Origin of the sequence: Veillonella parvula, assembly GCF_032575955.1 — a bacterium.
In the GTDB taxonomy this organism is placed as follows: Bacteria; Bacillota; Negativicutes; order Veillonellales; family Veillonellaceae; genus Veillonella; species Veillonella parvula_J.
The window spans coordinates 17,177-43,656 of sequence record NZ_JAWFXN010000013.1 but is presented as its reverse complement, the minus strand read 5'-3'; the positions used below and the strand labels follow the sequence as shown (position 1 = coordinate 43,656).

The window sequence follows — 26,480 nt, the reverse complement described above, 5'->3', positions numbered from 1 at the left end:
CCCTCTTTAGAGGGCCACCACTAGAGAAAGACCCTTATAGGGTCAGAGCAAACCACCCGTTTTACGGGTGGTTATGATTTAATATAAAATTAAATGAAAATTATATGAATTATTTATTATGTTGACTTATTAATAATATATAATTGATTAATAATAGAGGATTTTTATTTCATGAAAATTTCATGAGTAAATTTTCTTGTCATTATTAGGTTATTACCGCTAATTTCTATCTATATAGCCACTATTAATGGTATAATAAAGAGTATTTAAAATTTCTATAAAGGCGGCGAATATGAATCCTTTTTTTTCTCATATTAAAATGGTTGCCATCGATTGTGACGAAACTTTGGTGCGTAGCGATAATACTATATCTGACTATACAGTAGATGTATTACATCGGTTGCAGCAAAGGGGTGTTGCTATTACGATTGCTACGGGGCGTATGTACCAAACGGCTAAGCCCATTGGGCAGGCATTAAAGCTTGGTAATGTGTCGATGATTTTATTTTCTGGTGGCCTCATTCAAGAGTTGGAAACAGGATGTAAACTGTTTGAACAGACTGTTTCTATTGAAGTGGTACGTCGTATTTATGAATTAGCAAAACAATATGATTGGCATATTCAATCCTATATAGATGATCATTTGCTATGTCATCATAAAACGTGGCAGTCCGCTCTCTATGAAAAACAGACTGGTGCTACGGCAGAATTTTTAGGTGATACGTTATATAGTTTAAACTCTGAACCGAATAAGCTAATTGCCATAGATACAGTAGAAGGAATTAACAGAATTATTGAAATTTTAACTCCTAGAGTTGGTGATATGGTGACTCTAGTTCGTAGCCAAAAAGACTTTTTAGAAATCGTTGCCCTTAATGTGTCAAAGGGGCGTGCTTTGACACAACTAGCTTTAGATAATCATATTAGTTTAGAACATATCGTTTCTTTTGGTAATGCAGAAAATGATATTTCTATGCTACGTAAAACAGGTTACTCTGTAGCTGTTGAAAACGCTACAGATCATGTAAAATCTGTGGCTCATACAATTTGTGGCCACCATAATGACGATGGCGTAGCCCATTGGATTGAAGATAATCTTTTATAATGGAGTAAAACTATGGAAGCATTTCGTTTGTTAATAGTTACAGGTATGTCAGGTGCCGGCAAAACTCAGGTATTGCAAGCTTTAGAAGATATGGGGTATTTATGTATTGATAATATTCCCCCTGTGCTGATCCCTAAATTAAGTGAAATTTGCCGACAAGGTGGAGAACGGACTAATCGCGTTGCTCTTGTTGTAGATATTCGGGGTGGCGAATTTTTTGAAGCTCTTTCTTCATCTTTAGATACATTAAAAGATATGAAGGTAGATTTTGAAATTGTATTTATGGATGCTACAGATGAGACTTTGATTCGTCGATATAAGGAAAGTCGACGGAGTCATCCATTGGCTCCTAATGGGCTGATTACAACAGGGCTAAAGAAGGAACGCCAAATTCTTAACTCTGTGCGCCATAAAGCAGATTTTATTATTGATACCACTAATATGAAAACAGCCAGCTTGAAAGAGTATTTAAAAACGCGTTTTGCTCAAGTTGATGAAGCTCATGGTATGGCTATTACTGTAGTGAGCTTTGGTTTTAAATATGGTATTCCTCTCGATGCAGATATGGTATGGGATGTTCGTTTTCTACCAAATCCATTTTATATTCCTGAGTTTCGTCATAAAACAGGTCGTGTAAAAGCAGTGAATGAATATATCCATTCCTTTGAAGTAACCGAGGAATTTAAAAAACGTTACTTTGATACCATGGATTTCCTTGTACCAAATTATGAACAAGAAGGGAAATCTCAGTTTATTGTGGCAGTAGGTTGCACAGGTGGTATGCATAGATCTGTAGCTATGGCAGAGGCTCTATATTCCCACTTGTTAGAAAAAGGATATCGTGTCACTGTTGAACATAGAGATATGATGAAAAATAATGTAGAAGAAGATTATAATCCTCATGAAATTATAACACTTGATAAATAGATAGGGGGGATTATGTTGCGAAAAGGATGGTTCCGGTGGCTAATTCCGGGTCTAAATATAAAACGTTGGCTTGCCCTATTTAGTTGTGGTGTAGGTCTTTTAATTATTGGCATTTCCTTGATGTTTAACTATCAATGGCTTGCGGTTCTTGAAGATATTGTACTTGCCTTTTCTTATAATATGACGGGCTTTTACAATTATAATGTACTCATTGCTGTAGGGGCTGTAGTATTATCGATTGGCGCTGTATTAATGCTCATCGGTACAAGTAAAGTTATAAAAACGATTATTCGTGCGGTACTACCTAATCCTGACAGCAAGGTATCGGATATTATCTTTCAAAATATCCGACTCGATAAGGGCCCTAAAATTGTAGTAATCGGTGGGGGTACAGGCTTATCAAATTTATTGCGTGGTTTGAAATCACATACATCAAACCTATCTGCGATTGTAACAGTTGCTGATGATGGAGGTTCTTCTGGCCGCTTGCGAGAAGATTTTCAAATGATAGCACCTGGTGATTTAAGAAACTGTTTAGTATCACTAGCTGAACAAGAAGGGGTAATGGAGAACTTATTCCGTTACCGCTTCGAAGGGGAAAATGAGCTTTCTGGACACAGCTTTGGTAATCTCTTTATCACTGCGCTTGCTCAAGTTTACGATGGAGATATTGAAGAAGCTCTTGAAGCGGCTAGTAAATTGTTGCGTGTCCGTGGTCGTGTAATTCCTTCCTCTACAGAGTTCATTAAATTGCGTGCAGAGATGACAGATGGCACTATTGTAGAAGGTGAAAGTAATATACCACACTCGGGTAAACGGATTCGTCATATCTATAGTGATCCAGCATTGCCTAAGCCAGAGGGGGCTGCATTACGTGCCATTGATGAAGCCGATGTGATTATTTTAGGTCCTGGTAGTTTATATACTAGCATTATCCCAAATTTACTAACTGATAAATTGGCCTCTCATGTACGTGCCAGTAAGGCTAATAAAATCTATATTGCTAATGTTATGACACAACCGGGTGAAACCACAGGCTACACATTAAATGACCATGTAGAGGCTTTAATTGCTCATGGCGGAGAAGGAATTATAGATACTGTTCTTGCCAATGATGGGCCGTTGCCAATTCAAATGGTTGAACAATATAGTGCTGTAGGATCTGAACCATTGGTATTAGATACTAAAAAGTTACAAGACAAAGGAATCCGCACTATACGAGCTACCTTAATTAATCCTCAAAAACCAGCTGTTCACGATCCTGAACGGTTAGGTAAAGTTATTATGGATATCATTCATGCTATGCAATCTAACACTGAACCGCATATCTTAGAATATTATCTTCAACGAGATGATCATTAATGAGAAGGGATGTCCATGTCATTTGCAGAAGATGTAAAAAATGAATTATGCCAATATGAAGCCTCTAGTGATGCGGATGTGGCCATGAAAATTGAAGCGTCTTGCTTATTGCGTATGAGCGGATCTATCATTTTGGGGATGAAAGGTGCCGTTGGCATTCGTTTGGCTACGGCTAATAATGCAGTAGCTCGTCGGTTGCTTGGTATTTTGAAAAAGCAATACGAATTACCTACAAATGTATTAGTACGACAAGGTTTAAACCTGCGTAAAAAAAATATGTATACGCTCTCTGTGGAACCTTCTACAGAGGGGAGACAGGCTTTAGAGGATCTCGCTTTATGGCCTGTAACCGAACAAATCCCTCGCAGTTGGCTCAAATCAATGGAAGCACGACGTGCCTTTTTAAGGGGAGCTTTTTTAGGGGGAGGCTCTGTTAATAAACCACAAAGTGATTACCATCTTGAGTTTATGACGGGGAATGAGACTTTTGCGAGGGAAATTATTCATGTATTACGACTCTTTCACATTCACGCTGGTCTAACGGAGCGGAAGGACGAGTATGTAGTATATCTTAAAGAAGGGGATGCAGTAACAAATTGTTTGCAAATCATGGGTGCTCAATCGGCGCTTATGGAATTTGAAAACGTGCGGATTATGAAAACCGTACGGAATCAAATTAATCGTCAAGTCAACTGTGAGACGGCAAATTTACAGAAGGTTGTGGATGCAGCAGTTCGTCAGGTAAAAGCAATCCGTATTATTGATAGAGAAATCGGTATTGAAGAATTACCTGAAAAGTTGCGCGTCGTTGCAAGACTTCGGTGGGAGAATCCTGAAGCGAGTTTAAAAGAGCTTGAAGAGTTGATGGAGGGGGAACTATCTAAATCTGGAATTGGCCATCGACTAAAGAAGATTGAAGCATTAGCACTTACGTATGACCCGTTGGGGCTCGAAGAAGTATAGAGGTAATAATATATGTTTTCCTATAAATCAAGATATTGTGTAGCTGCGGCTATGGCTGCCATGGCTGCCCTTACAGGCCATGTAGAAGCTCGTGATATAGATTTACAATCAATTGGATATTTTCAGTTTTCTCCGTTGCCACCATCGTTGGTGTCTCAAACGGATACATTGCTCCTATCGGATAGTCCTGAATATGTAGGACCTGTAGGAGGTACGTTAAGTGCAGGTACAATTAATGGCAATGGTCGTATCTATTTCTATCATGTAAATGAAATGGATTTACCTCACAAGATTGCTATCGTCTTAGAAAACCAAACGGCTTATCCAACTTCAGTACATGTCATGAGACAATTAAAATCTGTAGCTACACCTGATTATTTTGCAGCAGGTCGTGATTTGTCTCGAAAGGATTTGGAGCAACCTCTTAATGAAAGCCCAGATGCAAGACCATTATATACTCTTAGCATCCCACCACAAGGGCGCCAATTAATCTTTAGTGACTTAGAAAATACACCGGTAAATCGAGATGCATTATTTACGGGTATTGTAGATATTAAAACAGAAGGGCCTATATTTGCGCGTGTCATGATGTTGCCTATGGGGATGGACCCTGTAGATGCATCACATTGGGTGAAAAACCTTCCTATTGATGAAATACAATTACGCGGTACTTATACTGGTGCTAAGCGTAATATGGAGGTTACTACACCATTCGATACCTCTTTAGGTGGTGCCTTTGTAGAAATTGGTAATGACCGAGAAGATACGTTTATTAATGGTGTAGACGAAATGCAAAATAAAGCATTTGTTCGAGATCGTGGTAACTATGGCGTATCGTATACGTTAAAAATTCCTACAAAGGGGAATGACCCGTTTAGACTGTATTTTAATCCTCTTGGGGGACCTTATTCTGGTTCCTTTACGGTAAAAACATTGCATCAACAAGGTGCTAGAAGGGGGCAGACAGATACACGGACTTACCACATTGGTGGTGCAGATGGTATTTCCGCATTAGGGGAAGGTACTATATTAGATAGCCGTCTTTTAGGGAACTATAATGCGGGCGATTTATTAACATTAAACTTTATGCCAGCCGGTGCATCGAATTTGCCAATTCGTTTCTTGTTGATTCCTGAATCTCTTGCAAATCCACAAAAACATCAAACTATTGCTGTTAATGTACCAAAAGATGTTAAAGATATTTTAGGGAACCCAACTCAAGGGGGAACACAAATACCTGTAGGACCTGTAGGTGGTAAAGATGGAGATAAAGGGTCCGTAGATACTAAAAAATCTACTGTTGAAAGTCCAGCTAAACGGGCAGAAATAATTGCTCATGAAGAAACTAAAAAGTTAAGCGATAAAGCTGTAGCAGATGTAAAAAAAGAAGCACAACTTAAAAAGGCAAAAGATGAGAAAGAAGCATTAGCTCGTAAAAAAGCTGAAGAGGCTCGACTAGCTGCAGAAAAAGCCGAAATGTTGCGAAAGGCTGCAGAAGCCAAGCATGCTGAAATTGAGCGCAAGATGGCTGAAAAAGCCGAAGCAGAGCGTAAAGCAGAGGAAGCTCGCAAGGCGGAAGCGGCTCGTAAAGCTGAAATGGCACGTATCGAGGCAGCGAGAAAAGCGGAAGCAGATCGGCTAGAGGCGGCTCGTAAAGCAGAAGAAGCTCGACTAGCAGCGGAAGCAAAACGTCTTGAAGAAGAACGTAGAATTGAAGCTGCTCGTATTGAGGCCGCACGCAAAGCGGAGGAAGAAAGAAAAGCGGCCGAAGCTAAGGCACGCTTTGAAGCGCAAAGAGCAGCAGAAAAAGCTGCTTTAGAGGCCAAAAAGGCCGAAGAGGAACGCTTGGCTGCTGAGGCTAGAGCTCGTTTAGAAGCACAACGTAAAGCCGAGCAGGAAGCATTGGAAGCAAGACGTGCCGAAGAAGCTCGTAAAGCAGCAGAAGCGAAAGCTGCTTTAGAAGCACAACGTGCTGCTGAGCAAGCCGCTCTTGAAGCGAAGCGTCAAGAAGATGCTCGTAGAGCGGCAGAAGCTAAGGCTGCTTTGGAAGCACAACAAATAGAAGCAGCAAGAAAAGCAGAAGAGGCTCGTCGTGCGGAGGAAGCGCGTAGAGCAGAAGAAGATCGAATTGAAGCGGAACGTAAAGCTGAGGCCGCTCGCGTAGCAGCAGAAGCAAAACGAGCAGAGGAAGCACGCAAAGCTGAAGCTGCGAGAATTGAAGCGGCGCGTAAAGCTGAACAAGCTCGTTTAGAAGCAGAAGCACGTAGAGCAGAAGAAGCTCGGAAAGCAGAAGCAGCTAGACTTGAGGCACAACGTAGAGCTGAACAGGAACGACTCGAAGCAGCGCGCCGTGCTGAAGAAACTCGCATTGCTGCAGAGGCTAAACGTGCCGAAGAAGTGCGTAGAGCCGAAGAAGCTCGTCGCATAGAAGAAGCAAGACGTGCCGAAGAGGCTCGTAAAGCAGAGGCGGCTCGTATAGCGGCGGAAGCTCGTAAGGCAGAGCAAGAGCGACTTGCTGCAGAACGAGCTGAAGCAGAACGTCAAGCAGCCGAGGCACGACGCCTTGCTGAGGAACGATATAAAGCGCAACTAGAGGCAGAACGTAAAGCTGAAGCTGCCCGTCAACAAGCGTTGGCTCAAGCTGAAATAGAACGTAAAGCAAAAGAGCGTGCTGAAGCGATTCAACGTGTTCGAGATCAACAAGAAAGCGCTCGTCGTCGTGCAGAACTTGCCCGTCAACAACTTGAAGCCGAACGTAAGGCTGCTCAAGCATCTAAGAGGACTCCTTCCTTCAGTGAACTTGATGATATTCATGGGGATACATCAAATGTAACTATTCCAAATGCTGTATCCATTGATGAGTTGACAAAACCTAGACCGACTGCATCTCAAAATACACGTCGTCGTGAGCAACGTCAACCTCAATTGTCGCCAAATCAGCAATATGTGCAGATAAATCCTGTAGCGAATGAGCCGCAACAAGATCAAATGCCATATACTCCACAAAATGAACAGCAAAATGATGAAGAAAACCCACCAAAATTATATCCATTAGGTTAAGACCCTTAATTTCTAAAAAAGAAATTTTAGATTAAAGTTTAAGATATAGAAGTGGATTAATAGCTGTTTAAATATAGAGAGGACAAGCAATTTTATATGCTTGTCCTCTTTTTAAAATACATATGAATTTTGTGTTTTACATTGACTTTCAAAGGTGGATTCAGTACAATAAATAAAGAAAATGCATATATGGTACGAGAGACCATTGCATAATACAATACCTTTTAATTTAGTCCAGAGAGGCTGAGAAAGGAATATAGTTGAAGTGCCCATAGGGGCTTCTTTGTGCAAACTATTTGACCTTTTGCCCTGGGCAAAAGGTCTTTTTTGTTACGTGAGTTAGGAGGAAATCATGGGACAAGTTAGCCTAAAAGGCAAAGATTTATTGGGTTTGCAAAATGTGTCACCTGAAGAAATCAAATTGATTTTAGATGTGGCAAAGAAAATGAAGAAAATCGTTCTTTCTGATGACAAGAAGGTTCCACTATTAAAGGGGAAATCCATTATTAACCTTTTTATGGAACCAAGTACTCGTACTCGTAGTTCCTTTGAGTTAGCCGGAAAATATTTAGGGGCTGACGTAATCAATCTTTCTCCTAGTGGATCTTCCATGGGTAAAGGTGAAAGCTTCCGCGATACATTATTAACTATGTCCTACATGGGTACAGATGCTATCGTAATGCGCCACAGCGCAGAAGGTGCACCTTTATACGCTACGAAAGCCGTAGATCCGATTATCATTAACGCAGGTGATGGCGCTCATGAGCATCCAACACAAGCATTACTAGACATGTATTCTATCTTAGAGAAAAAGGAATCTATTGAAGGATTAAAGGTGGTTATCCTTGGCGATATAATGCATAGTCGCGTAGCACGCTCCAACATTTATGGACTTACAAAAATGGGGGCTGATGTACATCTGGCTGGTCCTCGTACAATGGTATATCCAGAACTTGAAAAATTAGGTGTTACCGTACACCACGATATTCGTGAAGCCGTTGTTGATGCAGATGTTGTAAACGTACTTCGGATTCAATTAGAACGCATTCACTCTGCACTATATCCTACAAACAGAGAATATGCACGTATCTTTGGTATTAATAACGATGTATTGAAATTAGCTAAAGACGATGTAATGGTCATGCATCCAGGCCCAATGAACCGTGGTCTAGAAATCGCACCAGATGTGGCGTATTCTGATCAATCAGTAATTCAAGAACAAGTGCGTAATGGCGTAGCTATACGTATGGCTGTATTGTACTTAACTATTATCGGAGGTGACGGTAGTGAGCTTGCTTATTAAAAATGGTACGGTAGTAAATCCGGCGAAAAAACAAAACGAAGTAGCAGACATTCTCGTAAAAGATGGTAAAATTGCAGCCATCGGTCAAAACTTAAATGCTGAAGGTGCTGAGATATATGATGCAACAGGTCTTATTGTAGCACCAGGCCTTATCGATATTCACACACATTTGCGTGAGCCAGGTCAAGAAGCGAAAGAAGATTTCCACTCCGGTACACAAGCCGCTGCTGCAGGTGGTTTCACACGTGTTGTAACTATGGCTAATACAAATCCTGTGGTAGATAATGCTGCGCTCGTAAGAGGGTTGCAAAAGCAAGCCGAACTTACTGGTGTTGTTAAGGTAGAATTTATTGGTGCTGTATCAAAAGGTCTTGAAGGTAAGGAACTTGCTGAAATGGGGGATATGGCAGAAGCTGGTGTAGTAGCTTTCTCCGATGATGGCCACTATGTAGAAAATGCTGCATTTATGCGCCGTGCTTTAGAATACTCGTCCATGTTTAATAAGATGGTTATCGACCATGCAGAAGATATTACATTGACTAAAAATGGCCATATGCATGAAGGTATTGTTTCTTATGAATTAGGTGTTATTGGTCGTCCTGCAGTAGCTGAAGATTTGGCTGTTGCTCGTGATATCTTGTTATCTGAAATGACAGGTGGTCATATCCATATCGCCCATGTAAGTAGTAAAAATACTGTAGATATGGTGCGCCGTGCGAAGGCTAAAGGCCTTAATGTAACCTGTGAAGTTACAAGCCAACATTTGTCTTTCACAGATGAATACCTACGCGAATATAATCCAGCATTTAAAATGGCTCCTCCAATTCGCTCAGAAGATCATCGCCAAGCATTATTAGAAGGCTTGAAAGATGGCACAATCGATGCGATTATTACAGACCATGCACCACATGCATACGAAGAAAAAGACCATGAATTCTGCTGTGCACCAAATGGTTTCAGTGGCCTCGAAACATCTTTGGCAGCGGTTATTACAAATGCATATGGTCCTGATAAACTTAGCATTGATCAAGTTGTGTACTATATGAGTACTCGACCAGCTGAGTTGATGCACCTTGATGCAGGTGTTCTTGAAGTTGGTAAGCCAGCGGATATTACTGTATTCTCTACAACTGAAAAGTGGACAGTAGATAGAAATAAATTTTATACAAAAGGTAAAGTTAGCCCATTTGATGGTATGACTGTTACAGGTAAAGCTAAACTTACAGTAGTTGATGGCAAAATTGTTATGAAGGAGGGCGTAGTCTTATAATGAAAGGCAAGTTAGTTCTTGAAGATGGTTCCGTGTTTGAAGGTTCCTTATTAGGTGGCGCCCCAACGGTAGGTGAAGTTGTATTTAACACAGGTATGACCGGGTATCAAGAAATCTTGACTGACCCATCCTATGCGGATCAAATTATTACATTAACCTATCCTTTAATTGGTAATTATGGTACTTTAAATTCTATCACTCAAGGTCCTAAGCCATATTGTAAAGGTTTTATTGTAGGTGAACTATGTGACTTTCCATCTAACTGGCAAAATGAGGGGTTATTTAGTGAGTATCTTCGTTTGCACGGCATCCCTTGCCTTTATGATGTAGATACACGTGCGATTACACGTGTTCTTCGTAACCATGGTGTAATGAAGGGTGTACTTGTACGCTCTGATTATCCTATGGAGGATATTCAAAAATTGTTTAAACAAGACTTGCCAACAGATCAAGTTATGCGTGTAACTACAAAATGGCAAGGTATGCGTGGCGATAAAAATGCTGAATTCCACGTAGCGGTAATGGATTATGGTGTAAAGGAAAATATCCTTCGCTCTCTAGAAGCTGCAGGCTGTCGTCTTACTGTATTTCCTGCAGATGCTAAGGCCGAAGATGTGTTGGCAGCAAATCCAGATGGTATCTTTTTATCTAATGGCCCTGGAGACCCTCAAGATCTTGGCTATGCAGTAGAAGAAGTAAAGAAGATGTTTGGTAAGAAACCAATCTTTGGCATCTGTATGGGGCATCAAGTATTGGCACAAGCCTATGGTGGGACTACATTCAAATTGAAATTTGGTCACCGTGGTTCTAACCATCCTGTACAAGATTTACGTACTGGTCGGGTATATATTACATCTCAAAATCATGGCTATGCGGTAGATGATACTTCTTTGCCAGCTTTTGTAGAAATTACACATCGTAGTGTAAATGATGGCACCGTAGAAGGTATGCGTCATAAAGAATTGCCAATCTTCTCCGTACAATACCATCCAGAAGCATCCCCAGGACCTACTGATAACCTATATTTATTTGACGAATTTGAAGACTTAATGAGAAAGGGAAAATAATATGACCTCAGAAGCAAAAAAAGTACTTGTAATTGGTTCTGGTCCAATTATTATCGGCCAAGCTGCAGAGTTTGACTATGCTGGTACACAAGCATGCCGTTCCCTTCGAGAAGAGGGTTATAAAGTAGTATTGGTTAACTCTAACCCTGCTACTATTATGACTGATACAGATATTGCAGACCGCGTATATGTAGAACCGATTAGTCTTGAATTCGTAACAGAAGTAATTAAAAAAGAACGCCCTTGGGGCTTGTTGGCTACATTAGGTGGTCAAGTAGGCCTTAATATGACCGTACAATTGTCTGAAGCGGGCGTATTAGAAAAATATGGTGTAAAACTTCTTGGTACAACTCTTGAAGCTATTAAACAAGCCGAAGACCGTGAACTCTTCAAAGAAGCGATGAAGGAAATTAATCAACCAGTTCCTGAATCCGATATCTTTAACGATCTTGAAGAAGCAGTAACCTTTGCTAATCGCATTGGGTATCCTATTATCATCCGCCCTGCATACACGTTAGGCGGTACTGGTGGCGGTATTGCCCATAACGAAGATGAAATGTATGAAATTACACGCCGTGGGTTGAAACTTTCACCAATTCACCAAATCCTAGCAGAACGTTCCGTTGCAGGCTGGAAAGAGATTGAATACGAAGTAATGCGCGATAGTGCAGATAATTGCATCATAGTATGTAATATGGAGAATATTGACCCTGTTGGTGTGCATACTGGGGACTCTATCGTTGTGGCACCAAGCCAGACTTTAAATGATATTCAATACCAAATGCTGCGTACCGCATCCGTTGAGATTATCCGTTATTTAAAAATCGAAGGTGGTTGTAACGTACAATACGCTTTGAATCCAAATAGCAACGAATATATTGTTATCGAAGTAAACCCTCGCGTATCTCGTTCCTCTGCATTGGCATCTAAAGCAACTGGGTACCCAATTGCGAAGGTAGCAGCAAAAATTGCAGTAGGCATGACATTGGATCAAATTACAAATGCTGTAACCGGTGAAACTAAAGCATGCTTTGAGCCGACTCTTGACTATGTAGTAACTAAGTTCCCACGCTGGCCTTTTGAAAAATTCAACTTGGCAGATCGTACCTTGGGCACACAAATGAAAGCCACTGGCGAAGTTATGGCTATTGACCGTTCTTTGGAAGGCTCCTTACTTAAAGCAATTCGTTCCTTGGAAATTGGTTTAGACCATATTGAGCTTAAGAAAATCGCTCATGAGTCTATGGAACAATTGATCGAACGTTTACATTTAGTAGATGATGAACGTATCTATGTTGTAGCAGAAGCACTTCGCAAGGGAATCAGTGTAGAAAAAATCCACTATATTACAAAAATTGATACATTCTTTATTGAAAAAATCAAAAACATTGTTACTGTGGAAAAAGCATTGGCTGAGCAAGGTTTAACAGAGGATGTATTGCGCAAAGCAAAACGTTATTCCTTCACTGATTCTGTTATCGCTCGTTATGCTAATACAACTGTAGAAGATGTTCGTGCAAAACGTAAAGAATGGAATATTCTTCCAACATATAAATACGTAGATACATGTGCGGCTGAATTTGAATCTAAAACACCGTACTATTACAGTGCTTATGCACAAGAAGACGAAGTTAAACCACTAGGCGAAAAATCCGTAGTGGTACTTGGTTCTGGCCCGATTCGTATTGGTCAAGGCGTAGAGTTCGATTACTGCTCCGTACATTCCTCATGGGCCCTTCGTAAAGCGGGTTATCAATCTATTATGATTAATAACAACCCAGAAACAGTGTCTACTGACTTTGATATTTCTGACTCTTTATACTTTGAGCCATTGACTGTGGACGATGTAATGGAAATTATCAATAAAGAACAGCCAGCTGGCGTCATTGCTCAATTTGGTGGTCAAACGGCTATCAATTTGGCAGGCCCATTGGCAGAACGTGGCGTCAAAATCCTCGGTACATCCGTAGATAGCATCGATATGGCGGAAGACCGTGAACGCTTTGATGAATTGTTGGCGAAACTTGGCATTCCTCGTCCAGTAGGTGCTTTGGTAACCTCTGATGAAGAAGCACAAGAAGCAGCTAAAAAGTTGAAATACCCGTTAATCGTTCGCCCTTCTTATGTATTGGGCGGTCGTGCGATGGAAATCGTATACAACGATAAAGAGCTTGATGTATACATGAAGGAAGCCGTAGTAGCATCTAAGGAGCATCCTGTTCTTATCGACCGTTACATGGTTGGTATGGAGGTAGAGGTTGACGCTATTTCTGACGGTACCGATGTATGTATCCCTGGTATTATGGAACAAATCGAACGCGCCGGTGTTCACTCTGGTGACTCCATGGCTGTTTATCCAGCTCAACATTTGAGCCAAGAATTGATTGATCAAATCGTTGATTATACACGTCGTATTGCAGTAGGCCTTAATGTTAAAGGTGTACTTAATATTCAATATATCGTGGCTGATGGTGAACTTAATGTAATCGAAGTTAACCCTCGTTCTAGCCGTACTGTACCATTCATTTCTAAGGTTACAGGTATCAATATGGTAGAATGTGCAACACGCATTGCCCTTGGTGAAAGCTTAAAAGACTTAAGCTTACCACTTGGTCTTGTACCTAATAAACCATATGTAGCTGTAAAAGCACCTGTATTCTCCTTCTCTAAAATGGGCCTTGTAGAAATCGCTCTTGGACCTGAAATGAAGTCTACTGGTGAGGTTATGGGGATTGGTCGCACATATTCTGAAGCTTTATTCAAAGCTATCAATGGTGCCAACATGCGTATCCCAGAGGATGGTACAATCCTTATGACTGTTGCAGACCGCGATAAAGAGGAAGCTAGTCAATTAGCAAAAGGCTTTATTGATTTGGGTTATCACATTGAAGCAACTGGTGGTACTGGTAAATACTTCAAGGAACATGGCGTTGACTGCAAGGTAGTTAACAAAATCTCTGAAGGCGATGATAACTGTGCTGACCACATTCGTCAAGACAAAGTCGATCTTGTACTTAATACATTGACTGCAGGTAAACGACCTGAACGCGAAGGCTTCCAATTGCGTCGTCTTGCTGTAGAAATGGGTACACCATGCTTAACAAGTCTCGATACAGCACGGGAAGTATTGCGTGTTGTGGCGAATCGTAAAGATGATGCGAACTACACTGTAGAAGCATTACAAGATTTTGAATTGGAGTAAAATCATGAGTGGCTATGTAGAACAGGGCGAAGTCGTTCGCAATGAGCAAATAGGCTCTGATGTGTGGATTATGGATGTTCACGCACCAAAACAAGCAGCAGAAGCAAAGGTAGGACAGTTTTGTAATGTTCGCGTAGCGGATTCTACGGCACCATTGTTGCGCCGCCCTATTAGCTATGCTGGATTTGATGCCCGAAAGGGTACGATTACCCTTTTGTATCGCGTCGTAGGCAAGGGGACTGAAATTATGACACGTCTCGTGCCTGGTGATACATTAGATTGTTTAGGTCCTTTGGGCGAACCGTTTGTAACATCTAATAATATGCTTCTCGTTGGCGGTGGCGTTGGTATTGCACCGATGCTATGTATCGCATCCCATTTGCAAAAAGATGAAGAAGCACAAGTTATTCTTGGTTTTAGAAATGAAAGCGAAACCTTCTGGGCTGATTTATTTAAAGATACGCCTGTTCAAGTCCACATCACTACTGATGATGGTAGCGTAGGTACAAAAGGCTTCCCTACAGCAATCATGCCTGACCTAATTAATGCTAATTCGTTTACCTCTGTTATGACTTGTGGTCCTATGCCTATGATGAAAGGCGTAGCACAAGTGGCTAAAGAACTCAATGTGCCATGCCAAGTATCTTTAGAAGAGCGCATGGGATGTGGTACGGGCGGTTGCTTAGGTTGCGCTTGTGATGGTGCCGGTGGCAAACGTTATAAAGTTTGTAAAGATGGTCCTGTATTCCCAGCTGAGGAGGTGTTCTTTTAATGCGTGAACGCGATTTAAATAACACCGTTACGCCTAATCCAAAGCTCGCCATCGATTACTGCGGGATTAAGATGAAAAATCCTATTATCGCTGCATCTGGTACCTTTGGTAATGGCCCTGAGTATGCTGGTTATTTAGACCTTAGTAATGAAGTAGGTGCTATTTCTGTAAAAGGATTAACACCTAAAGGTCGTCATGGCAATCCTGGTACTCGCATTGCAGAAACACCATCTGGCGTATTGAACTGTATTGGCCTTGAAAATCCTGGGGCTGAACATTTTGTTAAAGAAATTCTGCCGGATATTAAGAAATATGATGTACCTTTATTAGCCAATATGTCTGCGGGCACAATTGATGAGTTTACTTGGATGGCAGAGACGTTATCTGTAGATGGTATTGCAGGATTAGAAGTAAACGTATCTTGCCCAAATGTAGAATGTGAAGGCATGGCCTTTGGTGTAGATCCAAAGGTCGTTGAATCAGTAACTAAAGCGGTTCGTAAGGTAACGGATAAACCTGTTATCGTTAAGCTTTCACCAAATGTAACAGACATTGTAGAAATCGCAAAGGCTGTTGAAGCAGGCGGTGGTAATGGAGTAAGTCTAATTAATACCTTGTTGGGCATGGCTATAGATATTCATCGTCGCAAGCCTGTATTGGGGAACACTTATGGTGGATTATCTGGCCCAGCCGTAAAGCCCGTGGCTCTTCGCATGGTGCACCAAGTTTATAAAGAGGTAACTATTCCTATTATTGGTCTTGGTGGTATCATGACTGGCACAGATGCTATCGAATTTATGATGGCAGGGGCGCAAGCCGTTCAAGTTGGTACAGCTACGATGGTAGATCCAACAGCAATTTCACGTATTGCCCGTGAAATGAGCGAATATGTAGAACAATATAATCTTAACAGCATCACTGATATTGTAGGTGCTGTTCATCAAGTATAATAGAATCATATGTACGGCGAACTTAAACAACCATAAGATCTGTCGTTATATAGGATATGATACAAAAAGACCTAGCACATTCAGTACTAGGTCTTTTCTTATGTATTGAATTGGGGTCTATAATTACATAGATGCCAATTATATAGACTGTTAATGTCATAGTATGGTAATAATATGTATAATTATGATTATACATATGCTTTGTAGAAGTCAATAAATTGTTGTGCTACTGGGGAAAGTGCATGGCCTTTAAGCGTGATAAAAGCTTTTTTGAAATCCCCCGAGAATTCTGGCAATTTGATGCGGGCCATTTTGCGATGATTGATGAGTTCCTTAGCGTCCATTGGGACTAAAGAAACTGTACGTCCAGAAGAGGCCCACTCAATAGCTGAGCTTTTTGTTGTAGTTATAGCTACCGCATTAAGTTGCTCCATATCTGTTAAGCTAGATTGCATAATCATTCGGACAGATCCACCAGAAAGGGATAGAGGACATTTTTTTATGTCTTCCCACGTGATGGTATCATGCTCACGATCTGTCCAGAATACATCACGGCGGAAAATAGCGTATAAATGCTCTTCTTGGGTAAGCAGGATATCGAATTTATCGATATCTACCATTTGAATATTGGCAATACCTAATTCGGCGCTACCGTTGATGAGTTGGGTCACTACATTTGTCATAAGTCCTTCATAAATTTCAAAATGGACAGATGGATATTTCATGGAAAAAGCTGGTAAATATTGCTGTACGATTGGCGTTGAACGAGATGCAGACGTCGCAATGCGTAAAGTACCTTCAATGCGTGAATTCAATTGTTGTACAGCATTATATGTAGATTCTTCAATAGAGCAGAGTTGTTGTGCTTTTTCATAGAAGATTTTACCAGCATCTGTTAATTGTAAGTTTGATCCTCGTTGGCCGCGTTTAATGTTGATTAATTGAGCCCCAAATTCAGCCTCTAAATATTTCAACTGCTTACTTAACGCTGGTTGTGTAATATGAAGAATCTCTGCGGCCTGTGTCATATTGCCCGTTTGAACAAGGGTAATAAAATTGTGGTAGTAAGATGTATCCATAGAATCTCCCTATTATACACATAATATGATAAATAAAAATTATAACGAACTAAGTAACGGTCATTTCACATTTAATAGAATGCTATATATACTAAATTCAACAAGGTAATAGAAAGTAAATTAAGTTTTAAATTATCTTTCTATACTTATCATAAATTTTGATATAATAGCAAGAATTAAGAAAGTAGGTACTACTATGGGCGTGGTAAAAAGAACCTTAGGTCAAGCAATTCGTAATTGGGAAGCACGTAGATTAATGACGGCTCGTAATAAAATTAGCCGGAAAAAACAATTAGAACGAGTATGGCCTTATCCTATGACTAAGGAAAAACGTCGTGAACTCGGTCAAGGTATAGCCGGTTTAGTTAATAACGGCAATTAAAAGTTTGGAATCTACTAACTAGATTATTTATCTAGTGGTAGTACCACCTCAATAGAATCTAATACATTACAAGTAGCAGCTCCATGACTTATGTCTTGGAGCTCTTTTTGTATGCGCTCTACATCCGTAGGTGGTATTAGGATTGTTATGTCTACATATTCACCAAAGCTTGCTTCATAGTGTAATTTTTCATCCTGTACATATCTTTCTACTGCTCCATACAGTGAATAGTCAATCTTTGCTTGTAGCCGAGTTCGTGTTGTATGTAGTTCTTTAGGCGCAAGACGTAAGGTTTCCGCAACGGAGTGTGAATAGGCCCGAATCAAGCCACCAGCGCCCAATTTAATGCCTCCAAAATAACGTGTTACGACGACGGCTACATTGGTAATACCAGTCTTTTTGAGTACTTCTAGCATTGGTTTACCTGCTGTACCTGATGGTTCTCCATTATCGGAAGATCGTTGTTGTTCTTGCTGTGGGCCTAATGCATAGGCTGTGCAGTTATGGCGAGCATCCCAGAATTCTTTATTGATGCGACTTATAAAGGTTTGAGCTTCCTCTTCAGTCTTGCAAGGATATACAGTTGTTATAAACCGTGATTTTTCAACAACATATTCATGGCGAAATTCTTTTGCTACAGAAATAAATTCCACCGTAGGGCTTACTGATTCAGACATATATTCACCTCCTTTGGAATCAAAGCTTATGTTTATTCATCATCACTTTATTATAATCTATTTATGAAGGCTATGTATAGGTAAAAGCGGTTAATTCCCTTATAAAAAAGAAATAGCCTCTATATTTGGTAGGATATTGACGTAATGAGAATTTATGTTATTATTAAATATAGATATATGAGTAGTTACTCATGTAATATGTTCATATATTGAAGTTTTAGAATATATTGAAACATTCTTAGTGAACTTGTTTATGGCTATTTTATTTACAATAGGGTATATAGTATTTTTATAGATAGATGTTTAGGCGTATATTTAAGTACATAAATACAAAATATAGTACGGATTTGTAATAATATAGTAAGTTGTAAAATAAGATATATGTATCGATAGAGTAGAAAGGCCTGTGAATATGAGCTTAAAAAAACAAGAATTTGATATTACGGGTATGCACTGTGCAGCCTGTGTAAAACGTGTTGAAAACGTTGTTTCTAAACTTGATGGCGTAGAATCTGTTAAGGTTAACCTCTTAACTCGAAAGGGGAGCGTTGAATATAAAGACGGGGCTGCTGTAGATTCACAACAGATTATTGATGCCATTACGAATATCGGCTTTGGTGCTGCAGAAGCAGACGAAACAAAGCAAGAAATAGAAAAGGTTAACTTAAAACCTCATATTATACGACTTATTATTGCTGCTTGTATGGCAGTACCGATGATGATTAATATGACCTTACATCGATTTGGTATTCAGGCATTGCCTGTATGGGTAGAGTTTGTTCTTGCTACTATCGCTCAGTTTGGTCCTGGTCTTATGTTCTATAAGAGCGCCTGGAGTGCAGTGAAAAATGGGGCGCTTACGATGGATGTACTCGTAGTAATGGGCACGACGGTAGCTTATCTATTCAGTATCTATAACTGGCAATTTCACCCTGAATTAGGCCCTCATGGAATATATTTTGAAACCTCTGCGTGGCTCATTACCTTTATCCTTCTTGGTAAACTCTTAGAAGAGATTGCAAAAGGGCGTACCTCCGAAGCACTTCAAAAATTGATTGCCTTACAACCTGCAACGGCTCATGTGTTGCGTGATGGAGAATTTATTGATATCCCTACATCTAAGGTGGTAGCCGGTGATATTTTACAAGTTCGTGCAGGTGAAAAGATCCCTGTTGATGGCACGATTACTGAGGGATATTCCACAGTAGATGAGGCTATGCTGACCGGTGAAAGCTTACCGGTAGAAAAACAAGTTGGTTCTGAAGTTATTGGTGCTACTATAAACCTAAGTGGTGCTTTTACCATGGAAGCCAAGCGTATCGGTTCCGATACGATGTTGTCTCAAATTATCAAGGTTGTAGAAGAGGCACAAACCTCCAAGGCTAGTATTCAACGTATTGCAGATATCGTGGCTCAATATTTTGTACCGACCGTTATTGGCCTTGCTGTTTTGACAGGTCTTGTGTGGTACTTCATTATGGGAGATTCTATTAACGTTGCTCTCATTAATGCAACAGCGGTACTGGTTATCGCATGTCCTTGTGCGCTTGGCCTTGCTACACCAACATCTATCATGGTTGGGTCTGGCCTTGGTGCGGAACACGGTGTGCTCATCAAGAGTGCAGAATATCTTGAAAAAGCGGGTAAACTCGATGCCATTGTTATGGATAAAACCGGTACCCTTACACAGGGTGTATTGGATGTGACGGCTTTTAAAAATTATAATGGTGATGAAAGTACTAATATGTCTATTATGATGGCTCTTGAAAGTGGTACATCTCATCCGATTGCAAAGGCCATGGTTTACTATGGTGAAGATCATGGCTATAAAGGTAAAGCTGTTGAACTTGAAAGTTTTGCTGATGTACCAGGTAAAGGGTTACAAGGTGCATACCAAGGCGTATCCGTACAACTTGGGCACAGTCGTTGGATGAATGAACTAGGTTATGATTTAACGGCGGTTCAAGAAGATATTTTACGCTTTGAAGAACAAGGTGCTTCCGTATCTGTTCTAGCTGTAGATGGCGTTGTTAGTGCTTTGTGGGCTGTAGAAGACGAATTACGTCCAGAAACTATCGAGGTTGTAAAAGAGTTACATGCTCAAGGTATTGATGTATGGATGCTTACTGGTGATAATCGTCGAACTGCTCAATATATTGCTAAACAAGCGGGTATCTCTCATGTTATAGCTGAAGTATTGCCTCAAGATAAGGCTAGCAAGGTAAAAGAATTACAAGATAAAGGTCTTGTAGTGGGGATGGTTGGTGACGGTATCAATGATGCTCCTGCTCTCGTTACGGCAGATATTGGTTTTGCTATTGGCAGTGGTACAGATATTGCGGTAGAAGCAGCCGACATCGTCCTTGTACGAAATGATTTACATACCTTGGTACAAGCAGTACGACTCAGCCGTAAGACAATGACCAATATTAAACAAAACTTATTCTGGGCATTGATCTTTAACTGTATCGGTATTCCGTTGGCCGCAATAGGTGCATTAAATCCTATGATTGCGGGTACAGCGATGGCATTTAGCTCTGTAACAGTCGTAGGTAACTCGCTTCGTTTGAAGCGAGCTAAAATTTAAGATTATACATATAATTGAATACTATAAAGCACCTATACAGGGGTATAGGTGCTTTATTATATCTACAGACATATAGTTAAGTATATATTTATATCTTATATTGAGACGTGAAATGGATATTTAATTTCTACGATAATGGTGTTTTTAGACGGCTTATGATTTGTTATACTGAATATAGTAATTGATTTAAAAGAGAGGTTCATGATTATGAAATTAAGTACTCGAGACATTGTCTATATTGGTTTTATTGCCGCGTTATGTGCAGTGGCTACTACAATTCGCATTGAAATACCAGGTGGCGCTATGGTTCATTTAGGATCGGCTGCACTCTTTACAACATCTATACTTTTTGGTGGATTATATGGAGGCTTGGGTGCGGCAATTGGATCTGCACTATTTGATCTCTTTGGTGGTCATACACAGTACATCGTATTCTCTTTCTTTATTAAAGGAATTGCAGGACTTATCGTAGGTGGTATGACTGCAGGCTATCTGCCACCCTCTATTACAAAACCAACTGCATCCTTTGGTCGTATTTTAGTAGCCCTTATTATTGGTGCTGTTTGGACAGCTTTAGGCTACTTCCTTGCGTGGTGGTTCGTTCTTGAAAGTGCGGTCGTGGCGGCTAGTAAAATTCAATACTCTTTGATTACAAGTGCCGCAGGGATTGTGGTTGCTATTGTATTAACCCCTAAATTACAAACGATAGTGCGCAGATTGTTTACTAAAAATTAATTTATATAATGTTTTAGGCAGATAATGGTAAAATATCTATAATAATCTAATATATTTATAATGACCTAATACACTTATATATAACTGCCTTTTCAATACATACAAAAGCCTTTAGATGCTAAATTAGTTTAGCGTCTAAAGGCTTTTGTGTTAGGTTATTAATTTAGACTAGTGTTTGTATTAGCTATTAAGCTATTAGAAATTACACAAGTCATTTAGGTTTTCTGCCATTGTAGGGTGTGTGAAGATTTGATTTTTGAAATATGTATATGGAATGTTGTTATCCATAGCCATTTTAATCAAGTTAATCAATTCTTCAGCACCTTGGGAATAGAGTGTAGCACCGAGGATTAAATCGTTTTTTGCATCTACAACGATTTTAAAAGCACCTTTTAAATAATCGTTTACGTGGGCTCTTGGCATGGTAGCTACGAGCATTTCCTTGGTTTTAATCGTATATCCTTGGTTGATTGCATCTTCTTCTGTAAGACCTACCCGAGAAAGTGGAGGTGTTAGGAAGGTAGTATAAGGTATATTTTTACGATCTTTTAAGGTATAGTGGCCGCTGCCTGTAAGTGCACCAAATACGATACGGAAGTCATCAAGAGATACATATGTGAATTGAGGACCACCGTTTACATCGCCGACTGCGTATACACCAGGAACGGAGCTTTCACAAGTATCATTAACTACAATAGCACCGCGTTCGTTAGTAGCGATATCAGTATGTTCTAAACCGATATTAGCTGTATTGGCTTTGCGACCTGTAGCGTATAGAACAGCATCAAATGTATAGTTTTGATTATTAGCTTTGATAACTGGTTTGTTGTCATCATTGGATACAGAGTCTAATGTTACATTATTAAGAATGGTAATGCCTTGTTCAGTTAAGTACTCAGTAGCTAGCTCTTGAACGATAGGTTCTTCGCGTTTTAAGATGCTAGATTCGATGTTGAATACAGTTACCTTAGCACCAAGTTTTGCATATAGACTTGCAAATTCAAGACCGATAGGACCAGCGCCGATAACACCTAATGTACTAGGTTGAGTAGGTAATTGTTGAATTTCTGTACTATTATAGAAACCTGTAGCTGTATCAATGCCAGAAATATTAGGTTTAATCGCTACAGCGCCAGTGTTTATAACGATAGTGTCAGCAGATAATATAATCTTATCCTCGCCAGCGGTAACGGTGATTTCTTTATTGCTAATAAATGCACCATGTCCAGTATAGACATCGACATGTTCATTTGTATCTAACATACCGAAGTTTTTATTGCGTAAGCGAGATGTAACAACTTCACGTTGGTTTAATACTTGATCGTATGATAAGCCTTTTGACGCGGCAATGATCATCGTCTTAGTAGGGATACATGCGATATTAATACATGTACCACCGTACATTAGTGGATTTTCTTCAATCATGGCTACGGATTTGCCCATAGAGCCAAATTTTGCGGCTAATGTTTTACCAGCCTTGCCGAAACCTAAGACGATAATGTCATATTGTTTGGTATTCATATAATACCTCCTATTTTTATATTGAAAATATTAGATATTGATATTATAGCACATTATTACATATATAAAAGTAGAAAATAGAAATAATTATCAGTGATTACTAATTACATTTATTTAGAATGACTATTTTAAGATATAATACAGATTATAGCTTCTTGGTTTATTTAAGGCGCTAGGGGAGTTTGTATATCTGTGTTTCATATGTACTACAGTAATTAATAAAGTGTGTTAAGTATTTCTACTTGACACATCTTTTTTTATGCTGTAGTATATGTAAAGTAATATGACTTGACAGTGATGGAGGTGGCGAAATGGAAGAACGAGTACTCATAAGTTTGCTCTTAGATTTCTATGGCCCATTATTGACGGACAAGCAACGCATGTCCTTACAACTTCACCACGAAGATGATATGTCTCTTGGCGAGATCGCTGAGGAATTAGGTGTATCACGACAGGCTGTACACGATAATTTACAGCGTGCTCGACACATTTTAAATGATTACGAATCTAAATTGCACTTGGTGGCACAATATGAACAACGGGAAGGCTTGCTTTCACAGTTGAAAGCAACATTGCCTAAAGAGGTGTTGGCAGAAACTAAGGTGCAACAAGTATTGGCGCAAATGGAGGGATACTATGGCATTTGATAGTTTGTCAGAAAAACTACAAGAAGCCTTTCAATCCTTAAAAGGGAAGGGCAAAATTACAGAAGATGATGTCAATCTTGCGTTGCGTCAGGTACGTACGGCTCTATTAGAAGCAGACGTTAACTTTATGGTAGCAAAGGATTTTGTTAAGTCCATTAAGGAAAAGGCCCTTGGTGAAGAGGTGTTCGGGTCCTTGAATCCAGCCCAAACGGTTATTAAAATCGTAAATGATGAGTTAACGGCTCTCTTAGGTGGTACGCAAAGTCGTATCATGATTTCTAGCAAGCCTCCAACGATTATCATGCTCGTTGGTTTACAAGGTGCTGGTAAGACTACAACAGCTGGAAAACTAGCTGTATACTTACGCAAACAAGGTAAACGTCCGATGCTTGTCGCTGCCGACGTATATCGTCCAGCTGCGATTACTCAGTTGCAAGTAGTAGGTAAGCAAATTGATATTCCAGTATTTGCAGATGAAACACCTGGTGCAAATCCAATAGATATTGCGCGTCGCGCCGTAGAGCAGAGCACTCATATGTTGAAAGATGTTGTTATCATCGATACAGCAGGTCGTTTGGCAATTGATGAAGTCCTCATGGATGAGTTGTCCAACATCAAAGCTGCTGTTCGACCTCATGAAATTCTGCTCGTTGTAGATTCCATGATCGGTCAAGATGCGGTAACAACAGCTCAAACCTTTAATGAAAAACTAGGTGTTGATGGTGTTATCCTTACCAAACTCGATGGTGATGCGCGCGGTGGTGCCGCATTATCCATCAAAGCTGTAACAGGCTTGCCAATTAAGTTCACTGGTGTGAGCGAAAAAATGGATGGCTTTGATGTATTCTATCCAGACCGCATGGCTTCTCGTATTCTCGATTTGGGCGACTTTAAAACATTGATTGAAAATGTACAAGGCGCCATCGATGAAGAAGAAGCTCGTGAAATGGCAAAGAAAATGGCGAAAAACAATTTCACCTTGGATGACTTCTTAAAACAGATGAACCAGGTGCGAAAGTTAGGGCCATTACAAAATATTATTGGCATGTTGCCAGGCATGGGACAAATTAAGGATCAATTAAAGGACCTTGATTTGAATAGTAAAGAGGTGCGTCGTATTGAGGCTATCATTACATCCATGACGGCGGCAGAGCGAGAAAATCCAAGTATTCTTAACGGTTCTCGCCGCAAGCGTATTGCATTAGGTTCTGGTACACAGGTCCAAGATGTAAATCGCTTGTTGAAACAATTTGAAGAAGCGCGGAAGATGATGAAGCGCATGCAAGGTTTACGTGGCGGTAAGGGCGGCTTCCCTGGAATGCCTAAATTACCGTTTATGTAATACATGGGCAGGGGCGCTGAACTTGTCCATCCACATCAGTATAAGGAGGTGAATTTCACAATGTTAAAAATTCGTTTGACTCGTTTAGGTGCTAAAAAAGCTCCTTTCTACCGTATCGTAGTTGCTGACGCACGTGCTCCACGTGAAGGTCGTCCTGTTGACACAATTGGTCAATATGATGCTACTAAACAACCAGCTATCGTTAATGTAGACGAAGAAAAAGCTTTGGCTTGGTTAGCTAAAGGTGCTCAGCCTACTGACACTGTTCGCTCCTTGTTCAAAAAACAAGGCGTTATGCAAAAATTTGCAGACGCTAAAAAGTAATTAATAGAGAGGCATACTGTGATGATAGAATTAATTTCATTAATTGCGAAATCATTAGTGAAGCAGCCTGATGCCGTTTCTGTTACCATGGTCCAAAAGGGGAATGTGGAAGTTTATGAACTTCATGTAGCCCCAGAGGATATGGGTAAAGTCATCGGAAAGCAAGGTAGAATTGCTAAAGCGATTCGCTCTGTGGTGAAAGCGGCGGCTATTAAAGAGAACAAAAAGATATCTGTTGATATTGTTTAAAAGGGAGTATTCCAATGGAAGAAATGACATTACGTGTCCCTGTAGCAGTAAAAGCAAAAGTAACAGATGACTTGAAAGCGAAAATTGTTTCCGATCTTGAAACTCGTCTTGATATGGTGAATAAAGATTTGGAAGCAATTGAGTTCCAAGCTCAACGTATTTTGGCTGATGCAGCTAAAGTTGATGCTACAAGTCTCACTGCTATTCGTCAACAAATCGACGAAGAAAAAAATAAACGCTTGGCTTTCAAAGAAGAAGTAACAGCTAAATTGAAGGATGCTAAGGAGTTGTCTTTAGGAACTGAAATTCCTCAAGGTACATTAGAGCAAACAGTTACCGTTAAAATCGGGGATAATTTGGATGCCTTGATGGGCGCTGAAATCCTATTAGAAGACGGTAAGATCGTTGCGTTTCGTCAATAATGAAACATAACGATTTCATCACAATAGGTGTTATCATCGCCCCGCACGGCGTGCGGGGTGATCTTCGTATTATGCCTCAAACCGATTTTCCAGAACGGTTTATGCATATGGATGCCTGTTACATCGATGGTAAAGAATACCACGTTGCATCCGCACGATTTCACAAACAATTTGTATTAGCATCCTTTAAGGAAATTCCTGATCGTAATACGGCTGAATTATTGAGTAAGAAAGAAATTCAAGTGCGCCGTGAAGATTTAGTGGAATTGCCAGAAGGTCGCTATTATATCTTTGATATCATTGGCCTTGAGGTACAAGATACTATGGGTAATGTGCTTGGCATAGTTACTGATGTATTACAACCAGGTGCTAATGATGTCTATGTGGTCTCTAAAGATGGGGAACCAGATCAATTATTTGCAGCCATTGAAGAGGTCGTTAAAGACATCGATGTGGAAAATAAATTGATGATCGTAGATCCGCCTGAATGGATATAATCCTTTGGGCGGTTTTGTTTTATCTACATATAGGTAT

General features: G+C 40.1%; 23 protein-coding genes. 20 read left to right on the top strand and 3 right to left on the bottom strand.

From position 1 onward, the window contains the following. Positions 1-292: 292 nt before the first annotated feature. From E7L28_RS09240 to E7L28_RS09190, 11 genes are all read left to right on the top strand, one after another. Positions 293-1,105 carry a Cof-type HAD-IIB family hydrolase gene (locus E7L28_RS09240; RefSeq protein ID WP_287501660.1) on the top strand — a complete coding sequence of 271 codons (813 nt, stop codon included), beginning with the start codon at positions 293-295 and terminating at the stop codon, positions 1,103-1,105. A gap of 12 nt (positions 1,106-1,117) precedes the next feature. Next, the gene (gene rapZ / locus E7L28_RS09235; RefSeq protein ID WP_101929018.1) at positions 1,118-2,032 is read left to right on the top strand and encodes an RNase adapter RapZ; all 915 of its coding nucleotides are present in this window, start codon (positions 1,118-1,120) and stop codon (positions 2,030-2,032) included. A 12-nt stretch (positions 2,033-2,044) separates the two neighbouring features. Then, complete coding sequence (locus E7L28_RS09230) at positions 2,045-3,394, top strand: gluconeogenesis factor YvcK family protein (protein WP_021147900.1); 1,350 nt, start codon at positions 2,045-2,047, stop codon at positions 3,392-3,394. Between the two features lie 15 nt (positions 3,395-3,409). Continuing rightward, positions 3,410-4,357 carry a DNA-binding protein WhiA gene (gene whiA / locus E7L28_RS09225; RefSeq protein ID WP_123138506.1) on the top strand — a complete coding sequence of 316 codons (948 nt, stop codon included), beginning with the start codon at positions 3,410-3,412 and terminating at the stop codon, positions 4,355-4,357. Positions 4,358-4,369: 12 nt separating this feature from the next. Further along, positions 4,370-7,417, top strand: coding sequence for an ATPase (locus E7L28_RS09220; RefSeq protein ID WP_316711629.1), 3,048 nt, complete (start codon positions 4,370-4,372; stop codon positions 7,415-7,417). A gap of 352 nt (positions 7,418-7,769) precedes the next feature. Continuing rightward, positions 7,770-8,720: an aspartate carbamoyltransferase catalytic subunit gene (locus E7L28_RS09215; protein ID WP_012864090.1), complete on the top strand. Its 951-nt coding sequence runs from the start codon at positions 7,770-7,772 to the stop codon at positions 8,718-8,720. Further along, the gene (locus E7L28_RS09210; RefSeq protein ID WP_123138508.1) at positions 8,704-9,990 is read left to right on the top strand and encodes a dihydroorotase; all 1,287 of its coding nucleotides are present in this window, start codon (positions 8,704-8,706) and stop codon (positions 9,988-9,990) included. The genes E7L28_RS09215 and E7L28_RS09210 overlap by 17 nt, the downstream gene beginning before the upstream one ends. Next, positions 9,990-11,057, top strand: coding sequence for a glutamine-hydrolyzing carbamoyl-phosphate synthase small subunit (gene carA / locus E7L28_RS09205; RefSeq protein ID WP_004695539.1), 1,068 nt, complete (start codon positions 9,990-9,992; stop codon positions 11,055-11,057). Before E7L28_RS09210 ends, carA begins: the two co-directional genes overlap by 1 nt. A gap of 1 nt (position 11,058) precedes the next feature. Beyond that, positions 11,059-14,259 (top strand): carbamoyl-phosphate synthase large subunit, encoded by a 3,201-nt coding sequence (carB, locus tag E7L28_RS09200; protein ID WP_316711628.1) that lies wholly within the window; start codon positions 11,059-11,061, stop codon positions 14,257-14,259. Positions 14,260-14,263: 4 nt separating this feature from the next. Then, positions 14,264-15,031, top strand: coding sequence for a dihydroorotate dehydrogenase electron transfer subunit (locus E7L28_RS09195; protein WP_008715751.1), 768 nt, complete (start codon positions 14,264-14,266; stop codon positions 15,029-15,031). Further along, positions 15,031-15,981 (top strand): dihydroorotate dehydrogenase, encoded by a 951-nt coding sequence (locus tag E7L28_RS09190; protein WP_316711627.1) that lies wholly within the window; start codon positions 15,031-15,033, stop codon positions 15,979-15,981. Before E7L28_RS09195 ends, E7L28_RS09190 begins: the two co-directional genes overlap by 1 nt. A gap of 188 nt (positions 15,982-16,169) precedes the next feature. Here E7L28_RS09190 and E7L28_RS09185 read toward each other — a convergent pair whose 3' ends face one another. Next, positions 16,170-17,060: a LysR family transcriptional regulator gene (locus E7L28_RS09185; RefSeq protein WP_004695545.1), complete on the bottom strand. Its 891-nt coding sequence runs from the start codon at positions 17,058-17,060 to the stop codon at positions 16,170-16,172. A gap of 196 nt (positions 17,061-17,256) precedes the next feature. On the opposite strand from E7L28_RS09185, the gene E7L28_RS09180 reads away from it, so the two are divergent. After that, positions 17,257-17,442 carry a hypothetical protein gene (locus E7L28_RS09180; RefSeq protein ID WP_004695548.1) on the top strand — a complete coding sequence of 62 codons (186 nt, stop codon included), beginning with the start codon at positions 17,257-17,259 and terminating at the stop codon, positions 17,440-17,442. A 23-nt stretch (positions 17,443-17,465) separates the two neighbouring features. On the opposite strand, the gene E7L28_RS09175 is transcribed toward E7L28_RS09180, so the two are convergent. After that, positions 17,466-18,119: a YigZ family protein gene (locus E7L28_RS09175; RefSeq protein ID WP_288581743.1), complete on the bottom strand. Its 654-nt coding sequence runs from the start codon at positions 18,117-18,119 to the stop codon at positions 17,466-17,468. A gap of 412 nt (positions 18,120-18,531) precedes the next feature. On the opposite strand from E7L28_RS09175, the gene E7L28_RS09170 reads away from it, so the two are divergent. After that, on the top strand, positions 18,532-20,706 hold the full coding sequence (locus tag E7L28_RS09170) for a heavy metal translocating P-type ATPase (RefSeq protein ID WP_316711626.1): 2,175 nt from the start codon (positions 18,532-18,534) through the stop codon (positions 20,704-20,706). A gap of 207 nt (positions 20,707-20,913) precedes the next feature. Then, positions 20,914-21,441, top strand: a complete 528-nt coding sequence (locus E7L28_RS09165; RefSeq protein WP_008715744.1) for an ECF transporter S component — start codon at positions 20,914-20,916, stop codon at positions 21,439-21,441. Between the two features lie 195 nt (positions 21,442-21,636). On the opposite strand, the gene E7L28_RS09160 is transcribed toward E7L28_RS09165, so the two are convergent. Next, positions 21,637-22,962 carry an FAD-containing oxidoreductase gene (locus tag E7L28_RS09160; protein WP_316692115.1) on the bottom strand — a complete coding sequence of 442 codons (1,326 nt, stop codon included), beginning with the start codon at positions 22,960-22,962 and terminating at the stop codon, positions 21,637-21,639. A 311-nt stretch (positions 22,963-23,273) separates the two neighbouring features. Here E7L28_RS09160 and ylxM point away from each other — a divergent pair, with 311 nt between their 5' ends. Genes ylxM through rimM form a run of 6 tightly spaced genes read left to right on the top strand, consistent with a single transcriptional unit; the run spans position 23,274 to position 26,443 of the window. Continuing rightward, a complete protein-coding gene (gene ylxM, locus E7L28_RS09155; protein WP_004695559.1) occupies positions 23,274-23,609 on the top strand; it encodes a YlxM family DNA-binding protein in 336 nt (111 codons plus the stop codon). Next, the gene (ffh, locus tag E7L28_RS09150; RefSeq protein ID WP_287520842.1) at positions 23,599-24,951 is read left to right on the top strand and encodes a signal recognition particle protein; all 1,353 of its coding nucleotides are present in this window, start codon (positions 23,599-23,601) and stop codon (positions 24,949-24,951) included. Before ylxM ends, ffh begins: the two co-directional genes overlap by 11 nt. Before the next feature lie 60 nt (positions 24,952-25,011). Next, entirely contained in the window at positions 25,012-25,275 is a 264-nt protein-coding gene (gene rpsP, locus E7L28_RS09145) for a 30S ribosomal protein S16 (protein ID WP_004695565.1), read from the top strand. 21 nt (positions 25,276-25,296) lie between these two features. Next, the gene (locus E7L28_RS09140) at positions 25,297-25,524 is read left to right on the top strand and encodes a KH domain-containing protein (RefSeq protein WP_004695567.1); all 228 of its coding nucleotides are present in this window, start codon (positions 25,297-25,299) and stop codon (positions 25,522-25,524) included. Positions 25,525-25,538: 14 nt separating this feature from the next. Beyond that, entirely contained in the window at positions 25,539-25,946 is a 408-nt protein-coding gene (locus E7L28_RS09135) for a YlqD family protein (protein ID WP_004695569.1), read from the top strand. Further along, positions 25,946-26,443 carry a ribosome maturation factor RimM gene (gene rimM / locus E7L28_RS09130; protein ID WP_024060990.1) on the top strand — a complete coding sequence of 166 codons (498 nt, stop codon included), beginning with the start codon at positions 25,946-25,948 and terminating at the stop codon, positions 26,441-26,443. The genes E7L28_RS09135 and rimM overlap by 1 nt, the downstream gene beginning before the upstream one ends. Positions 26,444-26,480: the final 37 nt, after the last annotated feature.

Coding starts and splice junctions, on each gene's coding strand:
- E7L28_RS09240 (WP_287501660.1), top strand. CDS start 293: ATGAATCCTTTTTTTTCTCATATTAAAATGGTTGCCATCGATTGTGAC.
- rapZ (WP_101929018.1), top strand. CDS start 1,118: ATGGAAGCATTTCGTTTGTTAATAGTTACAGGTATGTCAGGTGCCGGC.
- E7L28_RS09230 (WP_021147900.1), top strand. CDS start 2,045: ATGTTGCGAAAAGGATGGTTCCGGTGGCTAATTCCGGGTCTAAATATA.
- whiA (WP_123138506.1), top strand. CDS start 3,410: ATGTCATTTGCAGAAGATGTAAAAAATGAATTATGCCAATATGAAGCC.
- E7L28_RS09220 (WP_316711629.1), top strand. CDS start 4,370: ATGTTTTCCTATAAATCAAGATATTGTGTAGCTGCGGCTATGGCTGCC.
- E7L28_RS09215 (WP_012864090.1), top strand. CDS start 7,770: ATGGGACAAGTTAGCCTAAAAGGCAAAGATTTATTGGGTTTGCAAAAT.
- carA (WP_004695539.1), top strand. CDS start 9,990: ATGAAAGGCAAGTTAGTTCTTGAAGATGGTTCCGTGTTTGAAGGTTCC.
- carB (WP_316711628.1), top strand. CDS start 11,059: ATGACCTCAGAAGCAAAAAAAGTACTTGTAATTGGTTCTGGTCCAATT.
- E7L28_RS09195 (WP_008715751.1), top strand. CDS start 14,264: ATGAGTGGCTATGTAGAACAGGGCGAAGTCGTTCGCAATGAGCAAATA.
- E7L28_RS09190 (WP_316711627.1), top strand. CDS start 15,031: ATGCGTGAACGCGATTTAAATAACACCGTTACGCCTAATCCAAAGCTC.
- E7L28_RS09185 (WP_004695545.1), bottom strand. CDS start 17,060: ATGGATACATCTTACTACCACAATTTTATTACCCTTGTTCAAACGGGC.
- E7L28_RS09180 (WP_004695548.1), top strand. CDS start 17,257: ATGGGCGTGGTAAAAAGAACCTTAGGTCAAGCAATTCGTAATTGGGAA.
- E7L28_RS09175 (WP_288581743.1), bottom strand. CDS start 18,119: ATGTCTGAATCAGTAAGCCCTACGGTGGAATTTATTTCTGTAGCAAAA.
- E7L28_RS09170 (WP_316711626.1), top strand. CDS start 18,532: ATGAGCTTAAAAAAACAAGAATTTGATATTACGGGTATGCACTGTGCA.
- E7L28_RS09165 (WP_008715744.1), top strand. CDS start 20,914: ATGAAATTAAGTACTCGAGACATTGTCTATATTGGTTTTATTGCCGCG.
- E7L28_RS09160 (WP_316692115.1), bottom strand. CDS start 22,962: ATGAATACCAAACAATATGACATTATCGTCTTAGGTTTCGGCAAGGCT.
- ylxM (WP_004695559.1), top strand. CDS start 23,274: ATGGAAGAACGAGTACTCATAAGTTTGCTCTTAGATTTCTATGGCCCA.
- ffh (WP_287520842.1), top strand. CDS start 23,599: ATGGCATTTGATAGTTTGTCAGAAAAACTACAAGAAGCCTTTCAATCC.
- rpsP (WP_004695565.1), top strand. CDS start 25,012: ATGTTAAAAATTCGTTTGACTCGTTTAGGTGCTAAAAAAGCTCCTTTC.
- E7L28_RS09140 (WP_004695567.1), top strand. CDS start 25,297: ATGATAGAATTAATTTCATTAATTGCGAAATCATTAGTGAAGCAGCCT.
- E7L28_RS09135 (WP_004695569.1), top strand. CDS start 25,539: ATGGAAGAAATGACATTACGTGTCCCTGTAGCAGTAAAAGCAAAAGTA.
- rimM (WP_024060990.1), top strand. CDS start 25,946: ATGAAACATAACGATTTCATCACAATAGGTGTTATCATCGCCCCGCAC.